This is a genomic window from Bacillus sp. FSL K6-6540, from assembly GCF_038007545.1.
The window spans coordinates 2,538,430-2,549,948 of the sequence record NZ_JBBOXH010000001.1 but is presented as its reverse complement, the minus strand read 5'-3'; the positions used below and the strand labels follow the sequence as shown (position 1 = coordinate 2,549,948).

The 11,519-nt window shown below is 50.2% G+C and carries 14 protein-coding genes and 1 other annotated feature; of the genes, 2 read left to right on the top strand and 12 right to left on the bottom strand.

Going from position 1 to position 11,519, the window contains the following annotated elements; translation table 11 throughout:
* Positions 1-79 precede the first annotated feature (79 nt).
* From MHH82_RS11325 to MHH82_RS11285, 9 genes are all read right to left on the bottom strand, one after another.
* Positions 80-670, bottom strand: coding sequence for a lysophospholipid acyltransferase family protein (locus MHH82_RS11325; RefSeq protein WP_145035542.1), 591 nt, complete (start codon positions 668-670; stop codon positions 80-82).
* A gap of 21 nt (positions 671-691) precedes the next feature.
* On the bottom strand, positions 692-1,366 hold the full coding sequence (gene cmk / locus MHH82_RS11320) for a (d)CMP kinase (RefSeq protein ID WP_251498699.1): 675 nt from the start codon (positions 1,364-1,366) through the stop codon (positions 692-694).
* 182 nt (positions 1,367-1,548) lie between these two features.
* The gene (locus MHH82_RS11315) at positions 1,549-1,836 is read right to left on the bottom strand and encodes a DUF5359 family protein (RefSeq protein WP_036665709.1); all 288 of its coding nucleotides are present in this window, start codon (positions 1,834-1,836) and stop codon (positions 1,549-1,551) included.
* Between the two features lie 65 nt (positions 1,837-1,901).
* Positions 1,902-2,564 carry a flagellar brake protein gene (locus tag MHH82_RS11310; RefSeq protein ID WP_015734514.1) on the bottom strand — a complete coding sequence of 221 codons (663 nt, stop codon included), beginning with the start codon at positions 2,562-2,564 and terminating at the stop codon, positions 1,902-1,904.
* A gap of 211 nt (positions 2,565-2,775) precedes the next feature.
* Positions 2,776-4,125: a germination protein YpeB gene (ypeB, locus tag MHH82_RS11305; RefSeq protein ID WP_015734512.1), complete on the bottom strand. Its 1,350-nt coding sequence runs from the start codon at positions 4,123-4,125 to the stop codon at positions 2,776-2,778.
* A gap of 89 nt (positions 4,126-4,214) precedes the next feature.
* Positions 4,215-4,361, bottom strand: a complete 147-nt coding sequence (locus MHH82_RS11300; RefSeq protein WP_009595221.1) for a hypothetical protein — start codon at positions 4,359-4,361, stop codon at positions 4,215-4,217.
* 72 nt (positions 4,362-4,433) lie between these two features.
* The gene (gene prsW / locus MHH82_RS11295; protein ID WP_009595146.1) at positions 4,434-5,129 is read right to left on the bottom strand and encodes a glutamic-type intramembrane protease PrsW; all 696 of its coding nucleotides are present in this window, start codon (positions 5,127-5,129) and stop codon (positions 4,434-4,436) included.
* Between the two features lie 57 nt (positions 5,130-5,186).
* Entirely contained in the window at positions 5,187-5,798 is a 612-nt protein-coding gene (locus tag MHH82_RS11290; protein ID WP_015734510.1) for a genetic competence negative regulator, read from the bottom strand.
* Between the two features lie 201 nt (positions 5,799-5,999).
* Entirely contained in the window at positions 6,000-6,371 is a 372-nt protein-coding gene (locus MHH82_RS11285) for a hypothetical protein (protein ID WP_015734509.1), read from the bottom strand.
* Positions 6,372-6,464: 93 nt separating this feature from the next.
* Between MHH82_RS11285 and MHH82_RS11280 the strand changes: the two genes are divergently transcribed.
* On the top strand, positions 6,465-7,391 hold the full coding sequence (locus tag MHH82_RS11280; RefSeq protein ID WP_340965691.1) for a polysaccharide deacetylase family protein: 927 nt from the start codon (positions 6,465-6,467) through the stop codon (positions 7,389-7,391).
* 52 nt (positions 7,392-7,443) lie between these two features.
* Here MHH82_RS11280 and MHH82_RS11275 read toward each other — a convergent pair whose 3' ends face one another.
* From MHH82_RS11275 to MHH82_RS11265, 3 genes are read right to left on the bottom strand one after another with little or no spacing between them, the layout of a single operon-like run.
* The gene (locus tag MHH82_RS11275) at positions 7,444-8,262 is read right to left on the bottom strand and encodes a metallophosphoesterase (RefSeq protein WP_340965689.1); all 819 of its coding nucleotides are present in this window, start codon (positions 8,260-8,262) and stop codon (positions 7,444-7,446) included.
* The gene (locus MHH82_RS11270) at positions 8,259-8,669 is read right to left on the bottom strand and encodes a hypothetical protein (RefSeq protein ID WP_340965687.1); all 411 of its coding nucleotides are present in this window, start codon (positions 8,667-8,669) and stop codon (positions 8,259-8,261) included. The genes MHH82_RS11275 and MHH82_RS11270 overlap by 4 nt, the downstream gene beginning before the upstream one ends.
* Positions 8,656-9,255 (bottom strand): CPBP family intramembrane glutamic endopeptidase, encoded by a 600-nt coding sequence (locus MHH82_RS11265; protein ID WP_015734505.1) that lies wholly within the window; start codon positions 9,253-9,255, stop codon positions 8,656-8,658. The genes MHH82_RS11270 and MHH82_RS11265 overlap by 14 nt, the downstream gene beginning before the upstream one ends.
* 225 nt (positions 9,256-9,480) lie before the next feature.
* Positions 9,481-9,710: a binding site (T-box leader), on the top strand.
* Between the two features lie 192 nt (positions 9,711-9,902).
* Between MHH82_RS11265 and serA the strand changes: the two genes are divergently transcribed.
* Positions 9,903-11,495, top strand: a complete 1,593-nt coding sequence (serA, locus tag MHH82_RS11260) for a phosphoglycerate dehydrogenase (RefSeq protein ID WP_015734504.1) — start codon at positions 9,903-9,905, stop codon at positions 11,493-11,495.
* Positions 11,496-11,519 lie beyond the last annotated feature (24 nt).

Genomic DNA, 11,519 nt, shown 5'->3' with positions numbered 1-11,519 from the left:
CGCATTCGCGAAGTTCAAAACATAATTGCTGTAGTATCTTTCCAACCTTCCCATGCTTTTTATGCATGGAGCGAATAAATCAGTTCTCGGTTGGTTTGCCGCTGGCCTGCATTTCGTGAATCTTGGCCATGATCAATTCGGTTGCCCCATCCAGTGCCTCCGGTGACTTGTCACCTTCGAACCGGGACAGATCCACGGGTGCGCCGTAGATGATTTTTACCTTTCGGAACGGCTTGTAGTCTCCAATGATGGCAGCCGGTACGACCGTTGCCCCACTGCGGAGAGCGAAGCTTGCCGCGCCACGTTTCGCCGCGGTTGCATCCGAATTGCGCGTGCCTTCAGGGAAGATTCCCATAATCTCGCCCGAACGCAAGATCGTAAGAGCTGTTTTGATGGAATCTTTACTTACGCCGCCGCGCTTAACCGGAAAGGCCCCAAGCTGACGAACCAGCCATCCGAACACCGGAATGTTGAACAGCTCGGCTTTGGCCATGAACTTCACCTGGCGCTTGACGTGAATGCCGACAGAAATCGGATCTCGTACGCTAATGTGATTGCTGCAGATTAGCACGCCGCCTTCCGAAGGTATGTTATGTACGCCGACAGATTCGAATCTGTAGAGAATAGCGAACAAACCGCGGACCACCGCTCTGCAAAAAACGTAAATCATGCCTATTTCTCCCCATCCCCATTAAGTTTCGCAATATGAAAGAATCGCTTCGACAACCTGATGGATATCCATATGCGTCGTATCCAGTATGATGGCATCCTCTGCGCATCGGAGCGGGGACACTTCACGTTCCTGGTCCAGCCTGTCGCGTTCTGCGATATCTCTTTCCAATTGTTCCAGCGTTATGCCTTCATCACTTAACTCATGGAAGCGGCGGAGCGCACGTTCCTTGACACTGGCCGTCATGAAAATCTTCACCTCAGCATCCGGCAAAACCGTCGTGCCGATGTCGCGTCCATCCATGACAACGCCCTTATCCAGTGCCATTTGCTGCTGTAAACGGACAAGCTTTATTCGCAAACCTTCGATTCGTGCATATTGGGATACCACTGCACTAACCTGATGTGAACGAATATATGGCGTGACGTCTTCCCCGTTCAGCCAAACCATTTGACCATTTTCATGCGGTTTTAATTCAATCACCATGTTTTGTGCATGTTGAAGCACTTTTTCGGGATTTTCCGGAGAAATCCCTTGGTTCAGCATGAACCAGGTGACTGCCCTGTACATGGCGCCGGTATCCACGTAGATGTACTGCAGCCTGCTGGCTACCATACGCGCTACCGTGCTTTTGCCCGCGCCTGCCGGACCGTCGATGGCAATATTAATTCTGTCGCGATAACCTGTCCCCTGCATAACCAACGGGGCATTCCTCCTCAAACATATACCTCGAAATCGAAAGGGCTTACCATCCGATCAGGGACGGGATCACCGTTCCTCTAGTGAAAATATACAAGAAAGTCCGAGATAAACAAGGCACGATCTCATATTTCAAGAAAAAAGCAGGCGCCCGCCTGCGACGTGAAAATTATACCACACTAGCTAGAGCGATGCAAAAGAGAAGGGGTGTTTTCTCCCATCCAATCGTTTACATTTGGCTCATTAACGGGAACGCCCTCCATCTGCTGAATCGGCGAAAGGTAGGGCCGGCTTGGTTCATAATGCAATAGCAGCTGGACGATCACCAAAGCGAATGCGAGCCCTATCAGCAGCTTAAGCAGCACTTGACCGTATCGGTCATGAAGAGCTTGTCCTTTATCGCCCGGCATGGGATCCTGCCTAGTTTTTCGCCGCAGCTGATTTTGATCGTTAGATGCCTGGGACATAAGCACACGTTCCTTCCGACACAAAATTTTCCGCTAGTGTGCCACCGGCTTGTCCATTTTATGCATCAACGGTTGCGAAAATCAAACTGGCGCTCAAAGCAATAACGAATCAGCTTCTGACGCTCCATATCTACGATCTGATTAAACTTCAGCATGACGATGCTTCGATTGCCTGGCAGCTGCTTGACCCTGACAACTTCGCCTTCAAAAGGGACATGCTCCACCGATCCGTTCTTGAACGGAATAAGGATCCAGCAGCTTAACAAGCTCCCTTCCGCAAACGATTTGTCGGGTTCCAGGTAAAAGGATACCCCTCCTCCGCCGACATCATCGGTTTTGGTCAACAACCGCGTGCCGTCTTTGGCCATCACCGCTAACTCGAGCTCGGCTTGTACCCTCAGAAAGCTCCTTCTCTGCACCTTCGTGATCTGATCCGGCTCCGGCTTTTTGATGCGAACCAGGCGTATAACGTCTTCATGGTGACTCAGGACATAGGAATTGAAGAAGTTCTTGACTCCGCCCTCCGTCAAAAAATAAGCGGAAAGCTCGTCCCCAATATACAGCTTCTTCAGCCTCCCCGTTCCTTCCTGAAGCGGAACCTCCATATACATCGATTCGTCATCCATGTCGGAAATGCGGGATTTGTATACAATGCTGGCTTCCTTCTCATCCCCCGTATCCAACTGGATATAGAGGACGTCGTTGATCTTTGGATACAATGCGCTCACCCACTAATTCATCATAATCATTATTTTCCATTATATCACGGGATGAGCGGGACCATGGGATAAAATCTTCGAATCCGGTCGATTCATGTCATTCCCCGGGATACAGATGTATTCCTTAGACACTATACTGGCTGCTTTGCAGCAGTTCTCCGCAAGCAAAAAAGCCGATTCAGGAAATCCCTGAACCGGCTTATATGACATCAAGAAACGGCTATTTAATTCCTGCCTGCGCATCCTTAACGACCTCGACCGTTTCTTCCAGGCCCGTATCCGCATTAATGTAAATCCGGTACTGCGAGCCGTTGATGCGTCCGCCGAACTCATAACACAGCACATCTTCGGAACGGTCGTTTTTGATTAAGGCCTTGCGGTGGTAGAGCACCTTGAATTCAGGGTTCAGAACCTTCTCCGCTTCGGCGAGGCTGAGCTTCGGCTGCGGGATATCGCGCTTCACCTGGTGCTCGTAAACAAAGTCGCTCGCCTGAAATCCGATGACCTCACCGTTATCCATCGCCGAGCGCACGGTGATTTTCTCAGGATAAATCAGCACGCCGTCCTCTTCGCGCACAAAAGAGAAGTTGGCCAGGTTATCGTATTGGTCGGCCGATACGACCGTCATGTCGGAATAGCCTTTTTTCGTCAGAAATTGCTGGGCTTTGTCGATGGCATCCTGAACGGATGCTCTCTTCGCTCCGACATTCCGTTCATCCGTGTAGGAGATCAGCTGGCCGCCTTTTTCGGTGAAATCCATGCTGAGCATATGGCCCTTCGGGTGTTTGACTTTGGCCGTGTAGGATACCCACTCGGTGCCGCTACCGTTCTTCGTCACTTGTACGTTGGCTTGATTGCCCGTGTCGGAGAATTTCAACGCTTTGCGCTTCACATCCTCCTCCGAGACCGGCATGCCTGCCAGCTGCTTCACGGAACGTCTGTCGTAAATGCTGCTTACCGACGGTCCCCAATCAAGCTCAGGGTAAGCCTCTACTTTTTTATCCACCGTTTTGAATCCGTCAATAATCGAGTTATCTTCGACTTTATTCGTAGCCAAGGCCGTTTCTACGTCCATCCAGCGCAGACTGTTAGCGATGACCTTGTTCTGCACATGCTGCAAATCCTTCGTGATTTCGCCGGAGTTGGCGTATAACGATTTCAACGTTTTGACTTCATTTTCGCTAAGCGGCTCCTTCGTTAAATCGCGCACGCCCGTCTTGTAGGCAAAATTCGATATCCGGGACAGGAACTCTTCGGTTTTGTTGAAAGGAAGCAGCGTTAGCGGCAGTTGGCTGATTTCGTTCTGGGCCTCGCTGGTCAGGCGCCATACATTCATCAGCCCCTTCCGGTGCATCCCTTGGGAGGTCGAGCTGACCGCAAGCGTATTGCCGAGCTCGGCATGAATCCTGTCCATATTGTACGACAAATCATGGAAAGCCCGTTGGTACTGGTTCTCGGCGTTAATCAATATGGCGTTCTTTTCTTTATTTTCTTGATATCCCCAAACCAGAGCCCCGATCAATAATATGGTGGCTACAGGAAACAGAATAGCGCTTAATCGTTTGTACATGATGCGATAGTCTCCTTTCTTCTACTCACTGCCGTTAGTTTGACTAGAAGAAAGAAGTCTTATGCATCCCTGGATCATTCCTTCATCAATTAGAAATCTTCCTCAATATCGAAGTGATCCCGGTTGTTGCACAGGCACTGCTTAAATCCGGTTTCGATCCGGCCCTGCTCCTTCTTTCCGCGCAATACGAATCGCTCACCGCAATCCTTGCAAAGAATTTTCACTTTTACACGCAAAAAAGGCACCTCCCTTTCTATGATTCCCTGGCTGTCAGCCAAGGTCTATAGAATGAAGTGTGCCCTGATTTGTTACGTATTAACCTCTTCCTCCCGTTTAATGAAGCGGAAAGGAGAGCGGTTGTTCGCTCTGGAGATTTTGCCCATGCCGCCATACCACAGCAGAACCATTAGCGGAACGATAAACCATACCCATGTGTGGGTCAGCAAATTCAGAATCAGGTCATAAAGACCATGCCACATCCAAGGCAGAACCATGGACAGCACTAGGAAGAATCTTCTTCGTTTCCCTTCCGTGAACCTCGCATGTCCCATGTAGTATCCCATGATAACGCCAAACATTGCGTGTCCCGAAACGGGCAGCAGCGCCCTCATGAACATCGGGCCGAAGGCTGCCTGGCTGTACCAAGCGTAAAGTAAATTCTCTACCGTAGCAAATCCCAGCGATATCGCCACTGCATATAGTATGCCGTCATAAGGCTCGTCAAATTCCGTATGGTTAAAAATAATATGATACATCACGAACCATTTTAAAAATTCCTCAACGCCCGCCGAAACGAACAGTGAGTTGACTACCGGATTGTCGCCAAGCCATAGTATCATTCCCCGCTGCAAAATCATGACCGGGAAAACGATCAGAACCCCTAGCATGAACACTTTGATCACCATGTGCAGGGGTTCTTGATCATACCTGTCCTTCAGGTAAAAATACGTGAGCAATGCGAGTCCCGGCGCCAAAGCTGACGCAATGATCGAGAACACCAGCACTGAAATTCCCCTTCCGTTAGTTGCGGGCCTGAAGTCCGGCACGCACGCCCACATTGATTAATGCTGACGCTGGAAGTGTGTACAGATAACCTCAACCGCCTGCTGAGGCATCACTTTCTTCCCGTATTCCTCCAGCACAGCCTCCGTCACCGAAGAGGATTCGCCGAACTCGGCCAGCATTGCAATTATAGCCGGCAGCTTCTCGCTATCCAATTCCTCGGGCTCGAAGTACAAAAACCATTTATCCATATAGTGATAGAGCTTGCCCGCTCCGCCTACAAGGTCCTTCAACATATGCGATGCTTCAATGAGCACTTCAAAATCCTGAAAAACATAGACGATGGTATCACTTTGATCCAGCGTTACTTCCATTTCATAAATCTCGTCCGGCATATCTTCTTCGGACAAGCCGCCGAAATGATGATCGTATTTCCCTCTCGTCACAATAACCACCATGCCCTGGGCAGGCAGTGCAAACACCTCAACGGCAAGAGGTCCGGTGGCATCAAATCCGAGTTCACTGTATGCCTGATCCATCATCTCCGTAAACAGGTCATAAACTTTCGGTATTTCCTGCCACATCTCTTCCTTCTGGATCCCACGCTCACTCAGATCGTCAAACGTGAGGAAAATCCGTATCTTATCTTGACTCAAACGCTCTATTTTCATGACAGGATCCTCCTTACGTAAACAAAAGTTTATAACAAATTATGATGTCTGGATTATGACGTGATAAAAATGGTTTTATATAATTGATTTTATCATTTAATACCCACAAATGCACGTAAATATGTAGCTGAAGAAAAAAGAATCATTCACAGGGATTCGTGAGGCCGTTCCCCGAGAATGATTCAAAAAGGTTGATGCCGTTTACAAACCCGGTATGACGGTGTGGGTCTCTTTCAAAATCTGTTCGACTTCGGTCTTCACATCAGGGTTGTTTCGGATGAAATCCTTGACCTGCTTCAGGTTGGCAGCCTTCGAATGAGTCGATGCCTGTACCCCTGCAGTTCCATTGGAATGAGTGGAATCATGTCGGCCTGAACTGGGAGACACGCTTTCTCGGCTCGAGCCGCTAAACTGGCTCTTGTTGCCTTGAATTTTACTCATCGCGGTATTCGCAAACCGGCCAAGATTCGCGTCTTTCATCATCGAGGAGAAGAACATGCCGTTTTTCCGGGAAATCATCCGGGATGCCACGGCACCGATAATGACACCATATAGAAATGACGAAGTCTTCACAAATGATACCTCCTTCTATGATAAACTCGAGTTTATTGTTCTCGCACCGCCAGGAACTCATGCTACATAAATACAGGAAAGTGAGATGGAATCATGGTTAGAACACGAACAGTCCTTCTGTTGGCCTGCTGCCTGATGCTCAGTGCATGCGGCAGCAACGGCGCCGCTCAGAAGCAAGGCACGGCTATGGAAGGCGGTAATACCCAGACGACGCAGCAAAACGAATCCACCGGGCAGGTGTCCCCTCCGAAAGAAAACACCGATCCTTCGGCCGAACAGGACAAGCCTGAAGACCCGTCCAGCACGAGCTCGAGCAAATCCCCGGATTCCCCGGACCTGTCCGAAGAGGCCGTCAAGGATCCGGAAGCCGAGGCTCCGTCCGAGCCGAAATACCACATGAATAAGGTGTACCGAATCGTACCAAACGATGAATCCGTACCCGAAAAGGTGGTGCTGCTTACATTTGACGACGGTCCCAAGGATGAAAAAATGATCAACCTCATGATCGATACGCTCGACAAGCATGAAGCCAAAGCCATTTTCTTCGTGAATGGATACCGCGCGAAGGAGCATCCCGAACTGCTGAAGCTGATCCATGACCGCGGTCAAATCATCGGCAATCATTCCTGGGATCATATCGACCTCAAAAATGAAAGCAAACAGAAGGTCGAGAAACAGATCGGGGACGTCCAGAAGATCGTTAAGGAAGCGACGGGATCGGAACCGAAGTTTTTCCGGCCTCCGTTCGGCTCCGGCGGAGATACCGTCAAGGAAGTCGCACTGGAGCATGACCTGCTGTTTATGACTTGGTCCAACGGTTCCCTGGATTGGGAAAGCAAAAACAAAAACAAACCCGATGCCGTTGTGAGCAACGTGCTCGAGCAGCTTCATCCCGGCAGCAATATTCTGATGCATGAGCTTCCGTGGACTGTCGAGGCCCTGGACACTTTGCTGACCAAGCTCGAGGCCAAAGGGTATGGATTCGTGGATCCGCAATGGATCGAGCCTAAAATAAGATAACCCGAAGAACCGGAAAAACCTTAATTCTGCCGTCAAACATCCGACGATCGAATTAAGGTTTTTTACGTAATGTAATCACATGATATTCCGCCGGACATTGGAGGCGCAGCGGAATATGGGAAGTGCCGAACCCCCGGCTGATCAGCAGCCTGGAGGAGTGGACAGACTCGCTTGCCTTCCTCGGCAGCGTATACCATCCGGATTTAAACTTCTTGTAAAAGCGCTCCAGACGAACCGCTCCGGCAATCGGCAGCACAATCTGTCCTCCATGGGTATGGCCTGCCAGCAGGAGATCCCCGTGCGTTTCTTCCTTGCCTTTGAGCCATATCGGATCGTGCACCAGAATGATGTGATACTGGTCTTCCGCTGCATTTCCCCGGAATTTCGTATACGGATGTTTCCTGCTAGCCGGCTGCCTAACTCCGCTAAGGACAAGACACTCGCCATCCCGCTTCAACGTGACGGTCTTGTCATTCAGCAGAATGACCCCGCTCTCCCGCAATACCTTGCGAACGGCGTCCTTGCCTGCATACAGGTCGTGATTTCCCAGTACGGCATACACGGGAGCGAGGCGGGCCAGAACCGACATGTTATGCCTCAACCGCTCAAAGGGCACCCCTTTTTCGGTAATATCTCCGCCCAGGAGCACGCAATCCACCGATGATATATTGGATAATAGCTTCTCTTCAGACAGTTGTCTGCGATGTATGTCGGTGATGAACAGCATCCGAAACCCGTCAAACGACCGCGGAATACGCTCGGATACCACTTCCTCTTCACGCTGGCGATAGCCCCGGGCTTCAGCCCTCATCCAGCCGATTGCGCCTACACCGAGTGCCGCAGCACCCGCTATCCACATCAACACACTCATAATATCTCCTTTAACAATCCCCTTAATGGAGGCGCTCCGATAAGTCCCCACCACAGAAGACCTACCATTAACAATATGAAGATGACAATTAATGAGTTCACAAACCACTTGCTCATTCTTACGCGATAGGAGGAATATGTATTCGTTCGTTTAGGCGCCGAAACCTCTTCCTCTATCGGATTCTGGTTTGACCTTGTCGATCTGGACCGGCTTAATCCATTCGCCGCGCTGCCGCCCCGCGTCTTCGGTACCGCAGTGCTTGCGGGCGCTTGGGATTTAGATCGACTCCGATTCCCTTCTGCTTGCAGCGGCTTTTCCGCCGCTCTTTTTTCGGATTGAGCCGATGACTTGTTCTTCCGGCCTTTATTTCGGCCTTGATGCCGTTGCATTCTGCTAAGCTCGTTCATGTTCCTCTTTCCTCCGAAACCGTATCAACATTCCCGATATGAAATCTATCAGAAAATGGCACAGAATTGGCGCCCAAATGGTACCCGTTTGTATATAGACGTAGCCCAGACCGTAACTGCTCAAGAAAACCCATCCAGTCGGCAGCCAATGCTTTAAATATCGGACATGGATCAGCGCGAACAAGATGCTTGTCCAATACGGTCCGAACGCATGCTGTATCGCTCCGCGAAACAATAATTCCTCGCAGATGGACACGATCAGGGCGATAACGAATATATGCCAAACCGGCCTTTTCCTGAACAGCATTTCATTGATCCCGCCGTCGTCCATGCTATCCTCCGACACAAACCGGGACAATACAAAGTCCACTGCCAGCATCGCTGCGGCAAGTCCGAGACCCCAATAAACAAACTCGATTTCCTTCGGAAAAACAAATAATCCGAACGGATTCCGGTTCTGAAACAAAATCCAGATCAAACCGACGATAAGCGTCAACGCTTGCGTAAGATACAGATTGATGAGCAGCAGCCGATCGTTCAGCTGGTGGGCTTCGATTCTTTTAACGCGTATTTTAAATTTTTTCATAGAAGATGGGCCTGTCTTTCATCTTGATTTTTAAGATATCTTCGTGTACAACCACAGTAATATAAGTATAATTTAATCATAGGCGGGCATATGCATCATAGCAAATTAACGGCATGACATTCAAGGCTATCCCTCGTTTCTTCCCCTACATCTAGGCGGATGGCCAGAATAAACACCTATTGACACAATGTTAGAGCCATGATACATTATGAAAAAATTAATCTGTGAAAACCGATGACGGAAAAGAGAAACCGTAACGTCCTCAGAGAGCCGATGGTTGGTGCAAATCGGTGGCGTAAAGTATTCTTGAGCGTTCCTGAGATATTTCGCTGAAACTTGGAGTAGGCGCAAATCGGATGATATCCGTTACCAATCATGGTCTGAACAGACCGCTTGAGGCTGCCGCATCTTGGCAGCGAATAAGGGTGGCACCACGAATAACTCTCGTCCCTTACTACGGAGGTAGTATGCGGATTGAGAGTTTTTTATGTTCCTGTCTCTTTGCCACGACACCGCGTCAAACCTGTATAGACCTCTTGCAGCTTTATCGGAATCTCTGGTGTATAACGGAGCGCGCGCTAAGCGTAATCCTTATTCAATATTGCAGTACCGCATTTTATAGTGGATTTTAAGGAGGAAGAGAAACCATGTTTAAAGTATTGGTATCGGATCCGATCAGCGATTTGGGGATCCAGCAGTTAATGGACGCCGCCGATGTGCAGGTAGACAAAAAAACCGGGCTTAGCGAAGACGAGCTCACTGCCATTATCGGTGAATACGACGGACTCCTCGTTCGGAGTCAGACGCGCGTTACAGAACGCATCATGAATGCAGGAACTAATCTCAAGGTGGTTGGCCGTGCCGGCGTAGGCGTGGACAACATTGATCTTGAAGCGGCAACAAAGCGCGGGATCGTTGTTATCAATGCACCTGACGGCAACACGATTACGACGGCAGAGCATACGTTTGCTATGATGATTGCCCTCGCCCGCCACATCCCTCAAGCTTATGCCAAAACGGTAGGCGGAACCTGGGATCGCAAATCCTTCCTCGGCGTAGAGCTCCGCAACAAAACGCTGGGCGTTATGGGCATGGGACGGATCGGCAGCGAGGTGGCTAAACGCGCAAAGGCTTTCGGCATGAACATTCTGGCCTTCGATCCGTTCCTGACGGAAGAACGTGCGGATAAACTGGGCGTGAAGCTTTCCTCCGTGGATAACATTATCCGGAACGCAGACTTCATCACGGTTCATACTCCGCTTACGCCGGAGACGCGCCACATGATCGCCAGACCGCAATTCGAGGTCATGAAACGCGGCATGCGCATCGTGAACTGTGCCCGTGGCGGCATCATTGACGAGCGCGCGCTCGTGGAAGCCATCGATGAAGGCATTGTAGCCGGAGCCGCATTTGACGTATTCGAACATGAGCCGCCTGAAAGCGATCATCCGTTCCTGAACCATCCGAAGGTTATCGTCACTCCGCATCTGGGTGCATCCACTGTTGAAGCCCAGGAGAACGTTGCGATCGACGTTTCCGAGCAAGTGCTGCATATCCTGCGCAACGAGCCGTTTAAGAATGCGGTCAACTTCCCGCTTGTAGCCGCAAGCGTCATGAACAAGCTGCAGCCTTACTTCTCGCTCGGCGAGAAATTGGGCAGTGTAGCGGCCCAGATCACCGCACACGCGGTAAAGGAGATTCACGTCGACTATGCAGGCGAGCTGGCTGAAGTCGATACGCAGGCCCTGACCCGATACATCGTGAAGGGTGTGCTGGAGCGTCACCTCGGAAGCGAAGTGAATATTGTCAACTCCATGCATTTGGCGAAGAGCCGTGACCTGCACGTCGTTGTGTCCCAGACACCAAAAACCAAAGACTTCACCAACCTCGTTACCGTTACGCTTAAAACGCAAAACGGTTTGGAGCGAATTGTCGCAGGTACACTCCTGCTGGGTTACGGCGAACGAATTGTCCGTCTGGATAAATTCCCGGTCGATATCTCTCCGGAAGGTCACCTGATTCTGATCTCCCATAACGACAAACCGGGCATTATCGGTCGTGTCGGAACCCTGCTCGGCGAGAACGATGTCAACATCGCCTCCATGCAAGTGGGACGTAAAGTGATCGGCGGCGAGGCCATCATGCTGCTGACGGTGGATAAAGACGTTCCTAAGGACGTTCTGATCAAGCTTACCGGCTTGTCGGAACTCAACACGGCGCAGCAAATCGCGCTAGGCTAAGCTTTAATCCAAGGGGTTAATCAT

Coding starts and splice junctions, on each gene's coding strand:
- MHH82_RS11275 (WP_340965689.1), bottom strand. CDS start 8,262: ATGAGTGTGTTGATGTGGATAGCGGGTGCTGCGGCACTCGGTGTAGGC.
- MHH82_RS11270 (WP_340965687.1), bottom strand. CDS start 8,669: ATGAACGAGCTTAGCAGAATGCAACGGCATCAAGGCCGAAATAAAGGC.
- MHH82_RS11280 (WP_340965691.1), top strand. CDS start 6,465: ATGGTTAGAACACGAACAGTCCTTCTGTTGGCCTGCTGCCTGATGCTC.
- MHH82_RS11290 (WP_015734510.1), bottom strand. CDS start 5,798: ATGAAAATAGAGCGTTTGAGTCAAGATAAGATACGGATTTTCCTCACG.
- cmk (WP_251498699.1), bottom strand. CDS start 1,366: ATGCAGGGGACAGGTTATCGCGACAGAATTAATATTGCCATCGACGGT.
- ypeB (WP_015734512.1), bottom strand. CDS start 4,125: ATGTACAAACGATTAAGCGCTATTCTGTTTCCTGTAGCCACCATATTA.
- MHH82_RS11315 (WP_036665709.1), bottom strand. CDS start 1,836: ATGTCCCAGGCATCTAACGATCAAAATCAGCTGCGGCGAAAAACTAGG.
- serA (WP_015734504.1), top strand. CDS start 9,903: ATGTTTAAAGTATTGGTATCGGATCCGATCAGCGATTTGGGGATCCAG.
- MHH82_RS11265 (WP_015734505.1), bottom strand. CDS start 9,255: ATGAAAAAATTTAAAATACGCGTTAAAAGAATCGAAGCCCACCAGCTG.
- MHH82_RS11325 (WP_145035542.1), bottom strand. CDS start 670: ATGATTTACGTTTTTTGCAGAGCGGTGGTCCGCGGTTTGTTCGCTATT.